The 17,636-nt window shown below is 60.6% G+C and carries 14 protein-coding genes; 6 read left to right on the forward strand and 8 right to left on the reverse strand.

Annotation, left to right across the window (positions count from 1 at the left end):
* The first annotated feature begins 46 nt into the window (after positions 1-46).
* The gene (locus AB4N47_RS16085; protein WP_341638745.1) at positions 47-1,345 is read left to right on the forward strand and encodes a mechanosensitive ion channel family protein; all 1,299 of its coding nucleotides are present in this window, start codon (positions 47-49) and stop codon (positions 1,343-1,345) included.
* A gap of 106 nt (positions 1,346-1,451) precedes the next feature.
* Here the strand turns inward: AB4N47_RS16085 and AB4N47_RS16090 are convergent, their stop codons facing one another.
* From AB4N47_RS16090 to AB4N47_RS16100, 3 genes are all read right to left on the reverse strand, one after another.
* Positions 1,452-2,318 (reverse strand): carboxylate/amino acid/amine transporter, encoded by an 867-nt coding sequence (locus AB4N47_RS16090; protein ID WP_160768214.1) that lies wholly within the window; start codon positions 2,316-2,318, stop codon positions 1,452-1,454.
* 344 nt (positions 2,319-2,662) lie between these two features.
* On the reverse strand, positions 2,663-3,262 hold the full coding sequence (locus tag AB4N47_RS16095; protein WP_130929391.1) for an FMN-dependent NADH-azoreductase: 600 nt from the start codon (positions 3,260-3,262) through the stop codon (positions 2,663-2,665).
* Between the two features lie 233 nt (positions 3,263-3,495).
* Positions 3,496-3,810 carry a hypothetical protein gene (locus AB4N47_RS16100; protein WP_016771198.1) on the reverse strand — a complete coding sequence of 105 codons (315 nt, stop codon included), beginning with the start codon at positions 3,808-3,810 and terminating at the stop codon, positions 3,496-3,498.
* A 49-nt stretch (positions 3,811-3,859) separates the two neighbouring features.
* Between AB4N47_RS16100 and AB4N47_RS16105 the strand changes: the two genes are divergently transcribed.
* The 4 genes from AB4N47_RS16105 (at position 3,860) to AB4N47_RS16120 (ending at position 8,083) form a co-directional block, all read left to right on the forward strand.
* On the forward strand, positions 3,860-4,783 hold the full coding sequence (locus AB4N47_RS16105; protein ID WP_016771199.1) for a LysR family transcriptional regulator: 924 nt from the start codon (positions 3,860-3,862) through the stop codon (positions 4,781-4,783).
* 14 nt (positions 4,784-4,797) lie between these two features.
* Positions 4,798-5,601 (forward strand): alpha/beta fold hydrolase, encoded by an 804-nt coding sequence (locus tag AB4N47_RS16110; RefSeq protein ID WP_125917798.1) that lies wholly within the window; start codon positions 4,798-4,800, stop codon positions 5,599-5,601.
* Positions 5,602-5,604: 3 nt separating this feature from the next.
* Positions 5,605-6,162: a peptidylprolyl isomerase gene (locus AB4N47_RS16115; RefSeq protein WP_341638744.1), complete on the forward strand. Its 558-nt coding sequence runs from the start codon at positions 5,605-5,607 to the stop codon at positions 6,160-6,162.
* An 88-nt stretch (positions 6,163-6,250) separates the two neighbouring features.
* Complete coding sequence (locus tag AB4N47_RS16120) at positions 6,251-8,083, forward strand: ABC transporter ATP-binding protein (RefSeq protein WP_341638743.1); 1,833 nt, start codon at positions 6,251-6,253, stop codon at positions 8,081-8,083.
* Positions 8,084-8,208: 125 nt separating this feature from the next.
* On the opposite strand, the gene AB4N47_RS16125 is transcribed toward AB4N47_RS16120, so the two are convergent.
* The gene (locus AB4N47_RS16125; RefSeq protein WP_130926732.1) at positions 8,209-9,333 is read right to left on the reverse strand and encodes a GNAT family N-acetyltransferase; all 1,125 of its coding nucleotides are present in this window, start codon (positions 9,331-9,333) and stop codon (positions 8,209-8,211) included.
* Between the two features lie 281 nt (positions 9,334-9,614).
* Between AB4N47_RS16125 and AB4N47_RS16130 the strand changes: the two genes are divergently transcribed.
* Positions 9,615-10,937, forward strand: a complete 1,323-nt coding sequence (locus AB4N47_RS16130; protein ID WP_016771204.1) for a putative porin — start codon at positions 9,615-9,617, stop codon at positions 10,935-10,937.
* Positions 10,938-11,208: 271 nt separating this feature from the next.
* On the opposite strand, the gene AB4N47_RS16135 is transcribed toward AB4N47_RS16130, so the two are convergent.
* The 4 genes from AB4N47_RS16135 to hrpA form a co-directional block, all read right to left on the reverse strand.
* Positions 11,209-11,448 (reverse strand): anti-sigma factor family protein, encoded by a 240-nt coding sequence (locus AB4N47_RS16135; protein ID WP_341638742.1) that lies wholly within the window; start codon positions 11,446-11,448, stop codon positions 11,209-11,211.
* Positions 11,442-12,053 (reverse strand): RNA polymerase sigma factor, encoded by a 612-nt coding sequence (locus AB4N47_RS16140; RefSeq protein ID WP_217864112.1) that lies wholly within the window; start codon positions 12,051-12,053, stop codon positions 11,442-11,444. Before AB4N47_RS16140 ends, AB4N47_RS16135 begins: the two co-directional genes overlap by 7 nt.
* A gap of 135 nt (positions 12,054-12,188) precedes the next feature.
* Entirely contained in the window at positions 12,189-13,310 is a 1,122-nt protein-coding gene (locus AB4N47_RS16145) for a beta-ketoacyl-ACP synthase III (RefSeq protein ID WP_016771207.1), read from the reverse strand.
* Between the two features lie 402 nt (positions 13,311-13,712).
* Positions 13,713-17,624, reverse strand: coding sequence for an ATP-dependent RNA helicase HrpA (hrpA, locus tag AB4N47_RS16150; protein ID WP_460154278.1), 3,912 nt, complete (start codon positions 17,622-17,624; stop codon positions 13,713-13,715).
* Between the last annotated feature and the right edge of the window lie 12 nt (positions 17,625-17,636).

A 17,636-nucleotide genomic window follows, 5' to 3' on the forward strand; every position in this document is an offset into this window, starting at 1 on the left:
AATGCTCTAATCGGCCCTCGCGTCTTACAGAAGAAACGTTTCGCTTATGGATATCAAACAGCTCTGGCTCAAAGCCCAAGGCCTCTGGGGCACGCTCGAAGAGCACCCACTTCTGCAATCGGGACTGGCGCTGCTGGTGCTGCTGGTCATTGCGCTGGTGCTCGGACGAGTGGCGCGATACCTGATCCTGCACGCCAGCCGCATGCTCGGCCGCCAGCCGGCGCTGCACTGGATCAACGATTTTCGCCACAACAAGGTGTTTCAACGACTGGCGCAGATGACGCCGTCGCTGGTGATCCAGTTCGGCCTGCACCTGGTGCCGGAGCTGAGCAAAAACGCGATGAATTTCCTCGGCAACGTCGCGCTGGCCTTCACCATTCTGTTCCTGCTGCTGGCGGTCAGCGCCCTGCTCAACGCCCTGCTCGACATCTACGCGCGCACCGAGCATGCGCGTACACGCTCGATCAAAGGCTACGTGCAACTGGCGAAGATGGTCTTGTACGTGTTCGGCGCGATCATCATCGTCGCCACCCTGATCGACCGCTCGCCGCTGCTGCTGCTGTCGGGTCTGGGTGCGATGTCGGCGGTGATCCTGTTGGTTTACAAGGACACGCTGCTGTCGTTCGTCGCCAGCGTGCAGCTGACCAGCAACGACATGCTGCGCGTCGGCGACTGGATCGAAATGCCACAAGTCGGCGCCGATGGCGACGTGGTCGACATCACGTTGCACACGGTCAAAGTGCAGAACTTCGACAAGACGATCGTCTCGATCCCGACCTGGCGGCTGATGTCCGAGTCGTTCAAGAACTGGCGCGGCATGCAGCAGTCCGGCGGTCGGCGGATCAAACGCAGCCTGTTCATCGATGCCAGCGGCGTGCGCTTCATCCGCGACGACGAGGAAGAAAAGCTCTCTCAGGTGCACCTGCTGACCGACTACATGGGCCGCAAGAAAGCCGAGCTCAAAGCCTGGAACGAAGCGCAGGGCAATGTCGCAGCCATGTCGGCCAACCGCCGCCGCATGACCAACATCGGCACCTTCCGCGCCTACGCACTGGCGTATCTGAAGAGCCATCCGGAGATTCAGCCGAACATGACCTGCATGGTCCGGCAGATGCAAACCACCGCGCAGGGCATTCCGCTGGAAATCTACTGCTTCACCCGCACCACGGTGTGGGCCGATTACGAGCGGATTCAGGGGGATATTTTCGATTACCTGCTGGCGGTGCTGCCGGAGTTCGGGCTGAGCCTGTATCAGCAGCCGAGTGGTGGTGATTTGCGCGCCGGGTTGCTGCCAGCGGTGTTGGGCTCGGCGAGTATTCCGGAGCCGGAAAAACACCTGATGTAACCCAAAAATCCAATGTGGGAGCGAGCCTGCTCGCGAATGCAATGTGTCAGTCGACCCATACTTATCTGACCCAGCGCCTTCGCGAGCAGGCTCGCTCCCACAGGGGTTATGCGGCGGCGGGGGATCTGCGGATGCCCAACCGGCTGATCCACACAGCGGCCAGAATCACACCCCCGCCAAGGAACAACCGCCCCAGTTCCTCATGCTGATTCCAGATCAGCAGATTCAACAGCAGCCCCACCGGCACATGCAGGTTGTTCATCACCGCCAGGGTACCGCCGTTGACCATGCACGCGCCCTTGTTCCACCAGTACAGGCCCAGCGCCGTCGACACCAGACCGAGGAATAGCAACACCGCCCATTGCAGCGGCGCTTCCGGCAGGAAGTTCGACTTGCCGAACAACAGGAACGCTGGCAGCACAACCGCCAATGCACCGAGGTAGAAATAACCGAAGCGGCGGTAATGCGGCAGATCGCTCGGATGCTTCGCCACCAGATGCTTGTACAGCACTTGCCCGGCGGCGTAGGTGAAGTTGGCCAGTTGCAGCAGCAGAAAGCCCATGAAAAAGTCGGGACTGATGCTGTCGAAGCGAATCACCGCCGCACCGCCGACTGCCACCAGCGCAGCAACCAATGCCCACGGATTAAAGCGACGGTTCAGCGCGTCTTCGATCAACGTCACGTGCAGCGGCGTGAGAATGGTGAACAGCAACACCTCCGGCACCGTCAGCACACGGAAGCTCAGGTACAGGCAGACGTAAGTGACCCCGAACTGCAACGCGCCGATCAGCAACATGCCACGCATGAACGCCGGCTCCACCGAACGCCAGCGCGTCAGCGGAATAAACACCAGCCCGGCCAGCACCACACGCACCAGCACCGCGAAGTAACTGTCGACATGCCCTGCCAGGTACTCGCCGATCAGACTGAAGGAAAACGCCTGGATCAGCGTGACAAAAAGTAGATAGCCCATGCTCGCCTCGAAATCGAATGGCGGCGACGATAGCGGGTTTTGCCGCTCACTGCGAATAGCCGGAAACACAAATAACCGGTGGGAGCGAGCCTGCTCGCGAAGGCAGCGTGTCAGACGGCTGATACTTTTCTGATACACCGCTTTCGCGAGCAGGCTCGCTCCCACAAGGAGTCATGTGTTGTTCGTCAAATCACAGGCAAAAAAAAGCCCGATCTCGCTAAAGCGTTCAATCGGGCTACAGCACTCAGGAGCAAAAGTGCAAAGGGAGGTTCGATGCGCGTGGAACCTTGAAGGGGTTGCGCCAGGTCACTTAAACAATCGGCGATTATCTGGCGATTAACCGATCAAGCGACCTGAGACAATTTGGCGTTGGCCTGATTCAGGCCCTTCTCCTGGAAGTCACCGCCCAGGTTCATGCCCTCAGCATGGATAAAAGTCACGTCGTTGATTCCGATGAAACCCATCACCTGACGCAAGTACGGTTCCTGATGATCCGCCGGGCCACCGGCATACACACCACCGCGAGCGGTCAGGACAAAGGCGCGCTTGCCGCCGAGCAGACCTTGCGGACCGGTTTCGGTGTACTTGAAGGTCACCCCGGCACGCAGCACATGATCCAGCCAGGCCTTGAGCGTGCTGGGGATGGCAAAGTTGTACATCGGTGCCGCCATCACCAGCACGTCGGCGGCGAGCAGCTCATCAGTCAATTGGTTGGAGCGGTCCAGCGACGCCTGTTCGCTGTCGTTGCGCTGCTCGGCGGGTTTCATCCAGCCACCCAGCAAATTGGCGTCCAGATGCGGCACCGGGTTCGCGGCGAGGTCACGCACGGTGATCTGATCGGCAGGGTGCGCGGCTTTCCACTGAGCGATGAAGGTCTGGGTCAGTTGACGGGAAACCGAGTCTTGCTGGCGGGCACTGCTTTCGATGATCAGAACGCGGGACATGGTGTGTAGCCTCCATCCGAATATGTTGTAAGTCGATGGAGTGAAGGTTAAACAGAGCTGAATCGATGAAAAAGCGCAAATATCCGCTGTAACCCATCGATAAATTCGTTTATAAGCTAGACCCATATCCCCTGTGGGAGCGAGCCTGCTCGCGAAAGCGGAATGTCAGTCACATCATCTCTGGATGACACTCCGTCTTAGCGAGCAAGCTCGCTCCCACAGGGGAATACCGCTCACTTGGGGGTGCAGGTCAGTTTGATGCGCAGCTTGATGATCTCGCGGGTGAACTTGGCCGTGGCGTTTTTATGCTTGCCGGCCGGGACATCGATGCTGCGCGTGCGTGGTGCTTCCGGGCCGTTGCTGAACACCGCACGGCAGGTCGCGTCGACATCACCGTAGTTGGCCACGCGGATCGAGCCGATGTCGTTGTCCGTGTCGTAAGTCTCGTAGTCGATCTTCATGCCGTTGAGATCCTTTTGCACGTCGATCGGATAGGCAAACGCGGTCAACGGCAGTAGCGCCAGCACCACACAACAGAATTTTTTCATTCGGCAGTCTCCATGAGGGACGGCCAGCTTAGGACAAGAGGAGCTATTGATGAAAGCGCCCCGCGTGACCCTTGATCAATGGCGCACGTTGCAGGCCGTGGTCGACCACGGCGGATTCGCCCAGGCCGCCGAGGCCCTGCACCGTTCGCAATCGTCGGTGAGCTACACCGTCGCCCGCATGCAGGATCAGCTCGGTGTGCCGTTGCTGCGCATCGACGGGCGCAAAGCCGTGCTCACCGAGGCCGGCGGCGTATTGCTGCGCCGTTCGCGGCAATTGGTCAAACAGGCCAGCCAACTCGAAGACCTCGCCCATCACATGGAGCAAGGCTGGGAAGCGGAAGTGCGGCTGGTGGTCGATGCGGCCTACCCGAGCGCGCGGATCGTCCGCGCCCTGACCGCGTTCATGCCGCAGAGTCGCGGCTGCCGCGTGCGTCTGCGCGAGGAAGTGTTGTCGGGCGTCGAGGAAGTGCTGCTCGAAGGCGTGGCGGACCTGGCAATCACCGGCCTGAGCATTCCCGGCTACCTGGGCGCGGAATTGAGTGATGTCGAGTTCGTTGCCGTCGCCCACCCTGATCATCCGCTGCATCGGCTCAACCGCGAGCTGAGCTTTCAGGATCTGGAAACTCAGATGCAAGTGGTGATCCGCGACTCCGGCCGCCAGCAGCCGCGCGATGTCGGCTGGCTCGGCGCCGAACAGCGCTGGACCGTCGGCAGCCTCGCCACCGCCGCGACCTTTGTCAGCAGCGGCCTGGGCTTTGCCTGGCTACCGCGGCACATGATCGACCGCGAACTCAAGGATGGTTCGCTCAAGCTGCTACCGTTGGACCGAGGCGGCAGCCGCAATTCGAGTTTCTATCTGTATTCGAACAAGGACAAACCCCTGGGCCCGGCCACGCAAATCCTTATTGAATTGTTGCGCACCTTCGACACCTTGCCGCTGGACGCACCGTTTGCCGCACCTGAACAAGCCTGACACGGAGTTCACCGATGGCGTATTTCGAGCACGAAGGTTGCAACCTGCACTACGAGGAATATGGCCACGGTGCGCCGTTGCTGCTGGTTCACGGGCTCGGCTCGAGCACCCTGGACTGGGAAATGCAGATCCCGGCCCTGGCCGCGCACTACCGGGTGATCGTCCCGGACATACGCGGCCACGGGCGCTCGGACAAACCCCGCGAGCGCTACAGCATCGCCGGGTTCAGCGCGGATCTGCTGGCCTTGATCGAACACCTGCGCCTCGGCCCGGTGCACTATGTCGGGCTGTCGATGGGCGGAATGATCGGCTTTCAACTGGCTGTCGATCAGCCGCAAGCGCTCAAGAGCCTGACCATCGTCAACAGCGCGCCACAGGTCAAATTGCGCAGCCGCGATGATTATTGGCAGTGGTTCAAACGCTGGAGCCTGATGCGCCTGCTCAGCCTGGAAACCATCGGCAAAGCCCTCGGCAGCAAACTTTTCCCCAAGCCGGAACAGGCCGATCTGCGACGGAAAATGGCCGAACGCTGGGCAAAAAACGACAAACGTGCTTATCTCGCCAGCTTCGATGCGATCGTGGGCTGGGGCGTTCAGGAACGACTTTCCCGGGTGTCCTGTCCAACGCTCGTCATCAGCGCCGACCGTGACTACACACCGGTGGCGTTAAAGGAAACCTATGTAAAACTGCTGCCGGATGCGCGGTTGGTGGTCATTGACGACTCGCGCCATGCCACCCCGCTCGATCAACCCGAACGCTTCAATCACACGCTGCTGGATTTTCTCGCCACAGCCGACCTTCACTCTCAGGATCACTGACCCATGCTGAAAAAACTCGCCCTCGCCGCTGGTACCGTGCTGTTTGCTGCCAACCTGATGGCTGCCACGCCGGCCAAGGCACCGCACGTTCTGCTGGACACCACCAACGGCCAGATCGAAATCGAACTGGATCCGGTCAAGGCGCCGATCAGCACCAAGAACTTTCTGGATTACGTGAACAGCGGCTTCTACAACAACACGATTTTCCACCGTGTGATCCCGGGCTTTATGGTCCAGGGCGGCGGTTTCACTCAACAGATGCAGCAAAAGGAAACCAAGGCCCCGATCAAGAACGAGTCCAAAAACGGCCTGCATAACGTCCGTGGCACACTGTCCATGGCCCGCACCTCTGTACCTGATTCGGCGACCAGCCAGTTCTTCATCAACGTCAAGGACAACGACTTTCTCGACCAGGGCGACGGCTACGCAGTATTCGGCAAAGTGGTCAAAGGCATGGACGTTGTCGACATCATCGTCAACTCGCCGACCACCATCAAAAGCGGCATGAAAGACGTACCTGCCGACCCTGTATTCATCAAGTCGGCCAAAGTCATCGACTAAGCTGTACAGGGCGTATCGAGCGGCGCTGGCCTGATCCCGCGCCGCTCACACCGATAAAAGGAGAGCCCGTGCTCCGGGCGGTTATCTGATGCTCTATCGCCGTTTCGAACAACTGATCGATATCTTCCGCGACGCCCCGACGGCGTCCCCGCCGGACCGCGTCTGGCCCTTCTATACCTATTACCTGAAGCAGGTCTGGCCGAGCTTCGCCGCCCTGCTCGTGGTTGGCCTGTTCGCCGCGTTGATCGAAGTGGCGCTGTTCAGTTACCTGAGCCGCATCATCGATCTGGCCCAAGGCACGCCCAACCCGAATTTCTTCAGCGACCACGCCCTCGAATTGACCTGGATGCTGGTGGTCGCCCTGGTGTTGCGACCGATTTTCTTCGGCCTGCACGACTTGCTGGTGCACCAGACCCTGAGCCCCGGCATGACCAGCATGATCCGCTGGCAGAACCACAGCTACGTGCTCAAGCAGAGCCTGAATTTCTTCCAGAACGACTTCGCCGGGCGCATCGCCCAGCGCATCATGCAGACCGGCAACTCGCTGCGCGATTCTGCCGTGCAAGCGGTGGACGCGCTGTGGCACGTGGTGATCTATGCGATCAGCTCGCTGGTGCTGTTCGCCGAGGCCGACTGGCGCCTGATGATCCCTTTGCTGACCTGGATCGTCGCCTACATCGGCGCGCTGTATTACTTCGTGCCGCGCGTGAAAGAGCGTTCGGTGGAAGCCTCTGACGCGCGCTCGAAATTGATGGGGCGCATCGTCGATGGCTACACCAACATCGCCACGCTGAAATTGTTTGCCCACACCAACTTCGAACAGCACTACGCCAAGGAAGCCATCGAAGAACAGACCGTCAAAGCGCAAATGGCCGGTCGCGTGGTGACCAGCATGGACGTGGCGATTACTACCATGAACGGCCTGCTGATTGTCGGCACCACCGCGCTGGCATTGTGGCTGTGGACGCAGTCGCTGATCACCGTCGGCGCGATTGCCCTGGCCACCGGCCTGGTGATTCGTATCGTCAACATGTCCGGCTGGATCATGTGGGTGGTCACCGGCATTTTCGAAAACATCGGCATGGTCCAGGACGGTCTGCGCACCATCTCGCAACCGGTCAGCGTCACCGACCGCGAGCAGGCCAAACCGCTGGCCGTGGCCTCGGGCGAAGTGCGTTTCGAGCACGTGGATTTTCACTACGGCAAGAAGAGAGGCATCATCGGCGACCTCAATCTGACGATAAAACCAGGGGAGAAAATCGGCTTGATCGGCCCGTCCGGCGCCGGCAAATCGACCCTGGTCAACCTGTTGCTGCGCCTGTACGACGTCGAGGGCGGGCGCATCCTGATCGATGGGCAGAACATTGCCGAAGTCGGCCAGGAAAGCCTGCGCGCGCGGATCGGCATGATCACGCAGGACACCTCGCTGCTGCACCGTTCGATCCGTGACAACTTGCTCTACGGCAAACCCGACGCCACCGACGCCGAACTGTGGGAGGCGGTGCACAAGGCTCGCGCCGATGAGTTCATTCCACTGCTGTCCGACGCTGAAGGCCGCAGCGGTTTCGATGCGCATGTCGGCGAGCGCGGGGTGAAATTGTCGGGCGGTCAGCGCCAGCGCATCGCGATTGCGCGGGTGCTGCTCAAGGACGCGCCGATCCTGATCATGGACGAAGCCACCTCGGCACTGGATTCGGAAGTCGAAGCGGCGATTCAGGAAAGCCTCGAGACCTTGATGCAGGGCAAAACCGTGATCGCCATCGCCCACCGTCTCTCGACCATCGCGCGCATGGATCGCCTCGTGGTGCTGGAAAACGGCAAGATCGCCGAGAGCGGCACCCACGCCGAACTGCTCGCCCATCGTAGTTTGTATGCACGGTTGTGGGCGCACCAGACCGGAGGCTTTGTCGGTATCGATTGATGCCTGGCGGTGCGGTGAAAAAACTGTGGGAGCGAGCCTGCTCGCGAATGCGATGGATCAGCGACAAATTCGTCAACTGACCCGACGCTTTCGCGAGCAGGCTCGCTCCCACAGGGGATCTGGAACTAGGTTTGGCGATAGGGCAACGCTGTCCGGGCCTCTTCGGCATAGGCCAGAACCCCGGCGCGCTCCTGCTGGAGGAAATCCTTCACCGCCGCTTTCAGCCCCGGATGGCGCAGGTAATGCCAGGAATGGGTGATCACCGGTTCGAAGCCGCGAATCAACTTATGCTCGCCCTGTGCCCCGGCATCGAAACGCTGGATGCCTTGGGCAATCGCGTAATCCATGCCCTGGTAGAAACACGTCTCGAAATGCAGCCGATCAAACTCGGCCAGGCAGCCCCAATAACGCCCGTAGAAACTGTCGCCACCGACCAGGCTGAACGCCATCGCCACCGGCCGTGAGCCCTGTTTGGCCAGGACCACGCGAATCGCTTCGGGCATGCGTTCAGCCAGCAGACTGAAGAACTCGCGCGTCAGATATGGCGCCTGACGCCGCACCGCGTAGGTGTTGGCATAGCAGGCGTACACGAAATCCCACTGCGCCTCGCCCAGCTCACGCCCCTCCAACCACTCGAACTCAAAGCCCTGCCCCGCCACCTGCTCGCGTTCCTTGCGCATCTGCTTGCGCTTGCGAGAGCTGAGGGCGTCGAGGAAGTCCTGAAAGTCGCGGTACTCACGGTTCTGCCAGTGATATTGACAGCCGATGCGCTGCAGCCAGCCCGGTTGCTCGGCCATCGCCGCATCGGTAAACGGATCAGTGAAATTGATGTGCGCGCTGGACAGCTCTTCGATCTGCAAATAGTCGGGCAGGCTTTTCAGCAGTTCGAAACCGTCCTCCACTTTCGCCGCCAGCAAGCGCGGGCCGCTGACCGGGCTGAAGGGCACGGCGGTCAACAGTTTGGGGTAGTAATCGATGCCGGCACGCGCGCAGGCGTCGGCCCAGCCGTGATCGAAGACGTACTCGCCGTAGGAATGCCACTTGCGATAACAGGGCAGCGCGGCGATCAGTCGATCATCTTCGATGTGCAGCAAATGCTCCGGCTGCCAGCCTGTATGCGGGCCGACACTGCCGCTGTCTTCCAGCGCGCTGAGGAAGGCGTGACGCAGGAACGGCTGGTTGTCCGGCACCAGCGCATCCCAGCTTGCCGGGGCGATTTCTGACAGGTCTTGCAGGCGTTGCAACGGCATTCACTGGCACTCCACAGCTTGGCGACAAAGCCCGGCGAGTATCGCTGATCGCGACCCCGTTGCACACGCTCAATCGGCCGACAGCGCTCTAACTCGATAGTTCACGCCTGATCCGCATCGTCATCAACCTGCCATCACTGTGCCACCGCTCTGTCATAAACCATCGCGATACTGGCGCCTGTTTTTAGAGCGCCGGGTTCTAACCCGGACACAGTTTTCCGGCCTTCAGGCCGGTTGTGCCCAGGATGGTTCAGCCATCCCCTTCATCTTCGGAGATTGCTATGCGTCTTGCTTCCACGAAAACTGCAGCGGCCCTGTGCGGCGGCTTGTTGCTGGCCATGAGCGTTCCGGCCAGTGCTGCAGTCGACGCCAAACTGCTCGACATGCTCAAGGCCAACGGGTCGATTTCCCAGGCGCAGTACATCGAGCTGCAAACAGAACTGGCCAAGGATCAGAAGGCTCAGCAAATCGCCCAACAGGCGCAGCAGGAAACCAACGAACAAGTGGCGGCGGTCGCGAAGAAGACCAACGAACAGAGCCTGTTCGATCAGAAACTGGCCTGGGCGGCCAAGACCCAGTTCAAGGGCGACGTCCGTATCCGTCAGGAAACCATCAAGATCGACGGCGAGCCGAACAACGGCGGCCGCGACAAGGACCGCCAGCGCATCCGTGCGCGTCTGGGCGCCTATACCGAGATCAACCCGCAAGTCGACACCGGTATCCGTATCGCCACCGGCGGCGGTGACGACGCGCGCTCGACCAACCAGGATCAGGACAACTACTTCGACAAGAAGCAGATCTGGCTCGACCTCGGCTACATCGACTATCACCCGGATCAGATCAAGAACCTGCACGTGATCGGCGGCAAGATGCTGCAACCATGGGTAAGCATGGGCGACGTGATCTGGGACAGCGACATCAACCCGGAAGGTCTGGCCGTTACCTACAAATACCCACTGGGCGGCAGCGCCGAACTGTTCGGCAGCCTGGGTAACTACAACCTCAAGGACAACGTTGACGGCGACGGCGTGCAATTCCGCCACGACCTGCGCCTGACCGCTGGCCAGTTGGGCAGCCGCTTCAACATCACTGATAACCTGAAGATGACCGTCGGCGGCAGCGTTTACGCTTACCAGAATGACGATGACAGCCGCTGCACCGGCACCTCGACGCCGTGCGCGCTGGCAGTCAACGGCAACTCGGCCGACAACGAATTCCGTCTGTATGAAGGGTTCAGCCAGATCGACATCGGCGGCCTGCCAATGCCACTGTCGTTCTACGGCCAGTACGTGAAGAACAACGATGCCGTGACCGATCAGGACACCGCATGGTTGCTCGGCGCCAAGTCGAAAGTCTTCGGCTTCAACCTCGACTACAACTATCGCGACGTGCAGCGCAACGCCGTGGTCGGCGCCTTCACCGACTCCGACTTTGCCAACGGCACCACCGGTTCGCGCGGGCACAAGTTCAAAGTCGGTTACGACATCGACAAGAACTTCGCCGTCGGCGCCACGTACTTCCTGACCAAGGCCGACTTCGCCAGCCGCAGCCAGCGCGATGCAGATGCCAACACCCTGCAGCTGGATGCTGAAGCGAAGTTCTAAGAAAACAGCTACAAGCTGCAAGCTGCAAGCTGCAAGCTACAAGCTACAAGCCAAGAGCTGCGTGTGAATACCTTTGCTTGCAGCTTGAAGCTTGAAGCTGCCCCACTCCGGTGCGGGCGGGGCGATCCCCATCATCCGTTCGTTTCACCCGCACCGAGTTATCTCTGCAGGATGCAAAAAACCCTGTAGGAGCTGCTGAAGGCTGCGATCTTTTGATCTTGATCCTGAAAACAAGATCAAAAGATCGCAGCCTCGTTTCACTCGACAGCTCCTACAGGGGGTTGTCTTTTCGTCGTTGCTCGGCCAGGCGTTCAGCCAAGGCATCGACGTTCTCGTCCGGTTTTTCCGGCAGCGCCTTCAGGGTTGCCTGCATCACGCGCATCTGCCGCATGAAGCGCCGGCAATTGGGGCAGAACAACAGGTGATGACGCACCATCAGCGTCTCGCGAAAGCTCAGTTGGCCATCGAGATAATCGCTGGATCGTGCCACTTGCTCCTTGCAGGTCAACATTCTCCTGTCTCCTCAAAATGTTCCACGGTCGCGAAGACCTTCAAGCGTGCCCGGTGCAGCAGCACGCGGACATTGGAGAGCGAGATCTCCAGAAGATTACAGATCTCTTCCAGCTCCAGGCCCTGGCGTTCGCGCAACAACAGGACACTGCTCTGCAACTCGGACAGACTCAGCAACGTGTGTTCGAGGCATTCGCGCAGTTCGTTTTCGGTGAGCAGCGCTTCTGGGGTGTCCTGATGCCAGGCAAACGGCGCGACCAGCCAATGGCCGTCGCTTGAGGAAAATCGATCGTCACCGATGGTGCCGTGGGGCGATGGCAGGTCATCGAGCAGGACTTCCCGGCGATTGAGCTTGTAGCGATTCTTCGCCGAATTGGCGGTGATGGTCAGCAACCAGGTCTTGAGGCTGGAACGGCCTTCGAAGCTGGCCAGATGACGCACCACCGACAGCCAGGCATCCTGCACCACTTCCTCGACATGACGCTGGCCGACAATCGCGTAAGCCACAGCGCGCATGGCGCTCTGATACGTGGTGACCAGTTCCTTGAAAGCCTTTTGCTCCCCCGCCAGCAGGCGCGTGAGCAGTTGGGTGTCGTCAGCCGCCATCCATCAATCCCCTTGTCCGGACTTCGAAAATGAACGCGGCAGGTGTGCACCTGCCGCGACGTCCGAAAAATTACAGCGTTTCAGCCGCTTCGAATGTAGGAAAGATCGACGCGATTAAGGGGAAATTAACCTGTTTCAGCGCTTGCGCAGCAACACGCTACCGATCGAATAACCGGCACCAAACGAACTGAGCACCGCCAGCGAACCCGAGGCCAGATCATCCTGGTATTTGTGGAAGGCAATGACCGAACCGGCCGAGCTGGTGTTGGCGTAGCTGTCGAGAATCACCGGGGCTTCTTCTTCGGTAGCTTCGCGGCCGAGCAGCTTGCGCACGATCAGGTGGTTCATGCTCAGGTTGGCCTGGTGCAGCCAGAAACGCTTCACGTCGCCGACGTTGAGCTGGTTCTCTTCCAGGTGCTCGCCAATCAGCTCGGCGACCATCGGGCAGACATCCTTGAACACCTTGCGGCCTTCCTGCACGAACAGCTTGTCGCGGGCACCGATGCCCTCTTCCGCCGCACGGTTGAGGAAGCCGAAGTTATTGCGGATGTTGTTGGAGAACTTGGTCAGCAGTTTGGTGCTGACCACGTCGAACTGGTACGGGGAGGTCGCCAGATCCGCGCGCTCGATGATCACCGCAGTCGCGGCATCGCCGAAGATGAAGTGGCTGTCGCGATCACGGAAGTTCAGGTGCCCGGTGCAGACCTCCGGGTTGACCATCAGGATCGCCCGCGCCTGGCCCAGTTGCACGCTGTTGGCGGCGGCCTGGATGCCGAATGTGGCGGAAGAACACGCCACGTTCATGTCGAAACCGAAACCTTCAATGCCCAGCGCTTCCTGGACTTCGATGGCGATGGCCGGGTAAGCGCGTTGCAGGTTGGAGCAGGCGACGATCACGCCGTCGATGTCGGCGGCGGTTTTGCCGGCTCGTTGCAGGGCTTGTTCGGCAGCGCCAACGGCCATCTGGCAGAGCACCGACCATTCATCGTTGGAACGCTCGGGCAGGCGCGGGGCCATGCGTTGCGGATCGAGGATGCCGTCCTTGTCCATGACAAAGCGGCTCTTGATGCCCGAGGCCTTTTCGATGAACGCGGCGCTGGATTCGGTCAGGGCCTGGACTTCACCGCTGGCAATCGCCTCGGCGTTATCGGCGTTGAACTGGGCGACGTAGGTATTGAAAGACTGCACCAGCTCTTCGTTGGAGATGCTGTTGGCCGGTGTGTACAGGCCGGTGCCGCTGATGACGACGTTATGCATGGTCGTTTCTCTAATCTGTTCAGGCAGAAAGTGCTGGAACCGTCGTCCCAACACGCAAAGGGTCTATTCCCATCCGGGGGACGCAAACCTGGCATCGTTTTATTCCGCAGCGCGACACGGCGAAGGCTCTGGGTCGCGAAACGGCGGGTTATGGTGGCGAAGTTTGCCATAAACCCAGAATTTTGGCGCCGTTCTCATGCACAACTGCCATCCACCATATGAACTCAACTCTGTGGCGAGGGGATTTATCCCCGTTCGACTGCGAAGCAGTCGCCAACCCACCACGCTCGGTATAGCTGATGAACCGAGGTCGTAGGTTTTGGGGCGGCTTCGCCACCCAACGGGGATAAATCCCCTCGCCACAAAGACCGCTTCCTCAGGGGGATTGTGTATGGCTGCAGGTCAGGGCTCGACCTGGCTCCACTGTTTGTTCAGGCGCTTGTCGGAGATCGGCACTTTGGTGCCCAATTGTTGCGCGAACAGCGACACGCGGTATTCCTCCAGCCACCAGCGGTACAACTCCAGCTGCGGATCACGCTTGCCTTCCTGCGCATGCTTGGCCGCGCGGGCCTGGTATTGCGCCCACAGGCCAGCGAGTTCGCCGCTCCAGACCCGATCCTTCTGCACCTGTGCGCCGAGTTTCTCGAAACGCTGCTCGACCGCTTTCAGGTAACGCGGCAACTCTTTGAGCCACTGCATCGGCGTCTCGCGGGCGAAACCCGGATAGACCAGATTGCCGATCTGCTGCTTGATGTCGTTCAACGCTACTGCTTGGGCCAAATCGATCTTGCCCTTGAAGCGTTTTTGCAGACCGTGCCAGATCTTGAGGATTTCCAGCGTCAGCCGCGCAACCCGCTCGGCGTGCTCGGTCCAGTCGCCGCGTTTGCGCTCGGCCAATGCCGCCAACCCGGCGCCATCACGGGGCAACGGGTCTTCGCCTTCGAGAATGCAGCTGTCGAGGCTGGCCAGCAGAATGTCTTCGACCAGCGCATCGACCCGGCCCAGTTCGCGATACAGCAGACCCAGTTCAGTCTGCCCGGGCAACTTGCCCCGGAGGAATTTCGCCGGCTCGGCCAGTTGCTGCATGAGCAAGCGCTGCAAGGCGCGACGGTGCTGGAACTCGGCCTCGGCGGGGGTGGAGAAGCGTCCCTCCTTGACCGTGCCGCCCTCTTCCACCAGCGCCGGGTACACGGTCATCGACAGCCCGGCGATCTTCTGCTGGGTCTTTTCCGCCACCGGGGCAAAGACTTTTGCCTCGACCGGTTGCTGACTTTTCGCACTCTGCGGCACCGCCAGCGCGGCCTGGCTGGCTTCGGCGAAACGTGCAGTCAACTCAGCCAGATCGCGGCCTTCACCGAGGAACTTGCCCTCGCCGTCGACGATTTCCAGGTTCATGCGCAGATGGCTCTCAACCTGCTGCGCGGCTTCTGCCCATGCCTCATCGCTGACCCGCGCGCCAGTCATGCGCAGCAGCTCGCGACCGAGCGCTTGCGGCAGCGAACCTTTGGCGAAATTCATGCGCTGCAACGCGGCCTTGATGAAGTCCGGCACTGGCACGAAGTTCTTTCGCAGGGCTTTCGGCAGGTTGCGCACCAGAGCAATGCATTTGGCCTCGATCAGGCCCGGCACCAGCCATTCCAGACGCTCCGGCGGCAACATCGGCAGCAACGGCGCCGGCACGCGCAAGGTCACGCCGTCGCGCGGGTGATTGGGTTCGAAGTGGTAAGTCAGCGCCAGTTCCAGATCGCCGATGTGCAGGGTGTCCGGGTAATCGCGGGCAGTGACTTCGCTGGCCTCGCGGGCCAACACGTCTTCTTCGCGCATGATCAGCAGTTGCGGATCTTTCTGGCTGTTGACCTTGTACCAACTGTCGAAGGTCGCGGTCTGGTGGATCTCCGCCGGCAGACGTGCATCGTAGAAGGCGTAGAGGGTTTCTTCGTCGGCGAGAATGTCGCGACGGCGAGCCTTGGCCTCGAGTTCGTCGAGCTGCTCGAGCAGTTTCTGATTGGCGCTCAGGCATTTGGCCCGCGACTGAATCTCGCCGCGCACCAGACCTTCGCGGATAAACAGCTCACGGGATACCACCGGATCGACCGGGCCGTAATGCACCGGACGACGACCGACGACGATCAGGCCGAACAGGGTGATCTGCTCGTAGGCGACGACCTGGCCGCGCTTCTTTTCCCAGTGCGGCTCGAAATGGTTTTTCTTGATCAGGTGCCCGGCCAGCGGTTCGATCCAGTCGGCGTCGATCTTGGCGACCATCCGCGCGTAAAGCTTGGTGGTTTCCACCAGCTCAGCGGTCATCAGCCACTGCGGGCGCTTCTTGCCGATGCCCGACGACGGATGAATCCAGAAGCGCCGCTGCCGCGCGCCGAGGTAATCGCCGTCTTCGGTTTTCTGGCCAATCTGGCTGAGCAAGCCGACCAGCACCGCTTTGTGCAGCTTCGGATAATCCGCCGGCTCTTTGTTCAGGCTCAACTGCATGTCGCGACAGATCAGGCTCAACTGGCGATGAGAATCACGCCATTCGCGCAAGCGCAGGTAATTGAGGAAGTTCTTCCGGCACCAATTGCGCAGCGGATTGGCGGTCAGCGCCTGGCGCTGTTCTTCAAAACCACGCCACAGATTGACCAGGCCGGCGAAATCCGAATCCGGATCCTTCCATTGCGCATGGGCCTGATCCGCCGCTTGCTGACGCTCCGGTGGACGCTCGCGCGGGTCCTGAATTGACATGGCGCTGGCGACGATCAGCACTTCCTGCAGACTGCCAAGTTTGGCCGCTTCCAAGAGCATGCGGCCCATGCGCGGGTCGACCGGCAAGCGCGCCAACTGGCGACCGAGCGGCGTCAGCTGACTGTTGCGATCCACCGCCGACAGTTCTTGCAGCAAGTTGAAACCGTCGCTGATTGCCTTGCCGTCCGGCGGCTCGATAAACGGGAACGCGGTGATTTCGCCGAGGCGCAGATGCAGCATCTGCAGGATCACGGCGGCGAGGTTGGTGCGCAGAATTTCCGGATCGGTAAATTCCGGGCGCCCAAGGAAGTCCTCTTCGCTGTACAAACGCACGCAGATACCCGGCTCGACCCGGCCGCAACGACCTTTACGCTGATTGGCGCTGGCCTGGGAAATCGCTTCGATCGGCAAGCGCTGGACCTTGGCGCGGTAGCTGTAACGACTGATGCGCGCGGTGCCGCTGTCAATCACATAGCGAATGCCCGGCACGGTCAGCGAGGTCTCGGCGACGTTGGTCGCCAGCACCACGCGGCGGCCCGGATGCGACTGGAAAATCCGCTGCTGTTCAGCCGGCGACAGGCGCGCGTACAGCGGCAAGATTTCGGTGTGTTTGAGCTGGGCCTTGCGCAACATGTCGGCGGCGTCGCGAATCTCGCGCTCGCCGGGCAGGAACACCAGCACATCGCCGGGGCTGCGTCGTTCGCTGCGCTCGTAGGCGGCGATTTCGTCGAGGGTGGCGAGAATCGCCTGATCGACGGTCAGGTCGTCCTCGACCCGGTTGCCCTCTTCGTCCTGCTCCAGGGTCAGCGGCCGGTACCAGGTTTCCACAGGAAAAGTACGACCCGACACTTCGACGATCGGCGCGTCATCGAAGTGCTTGGAGAAGCGCTCCAGATCGATGGTCGCCGACGTGATGATGACCTTGAGGTCGGGACGGCGTGGCAGCAGGGTTTTCAGGTAGCCGAGGAGGAAATCGATGTTGAGGCTGCGTTCGTGGGCTTCGTCGACGATGATCGTGTCGTAGCGCTCGAGGTAGCGATCGTTCTGGGTTTCCGCCAGCAGAATGCCGTCGGTCATCAGTTTGATCAGGGTGTTGGAATCGCTTTGATCTTCAAACCGCACCTGATAGCCGACCAGCGCTCCAAGCGGCGTGCCGAGTTCTTCGGCGACACGGCTGGCGACACTACGCGCGGCGATCCGACGCGGCTGGGTATGGCCGATCAGACCGTGCTGGCCGCGCCCGATTTCCAGGCAGATCTTCGGCAACTGGGTGGTTTTGCCCGAACCGGTTTCGCCGGCGATGATCAGCACCTGATGTTGCTCCAGGGCCTTTTTGATCTCGTCGCGCTTGGCCGCGATCGGCAAACTGTCGTCGTAACGAATCACCGGCAGGCTCGCGCGACGCGCCAGTACCTGATCACAGGACGCCTGCATCCGCGCCACCCACTGGGCCAGTTTGGCCTCGTCGGGTTTCTTGCGCAGCTCAAGCAACTGCCGCCGCAGCCGGTGACGGTCGGCGAGCATGGCGTGATCGAGGTTTTTCAGCAATTTGTCGATGGAGGGCGATTCGTCGGTCATCGGGTAGGCAAT

Source organism: Pseudomonas sp. S3_G06, from assembly GCF_054667565.1.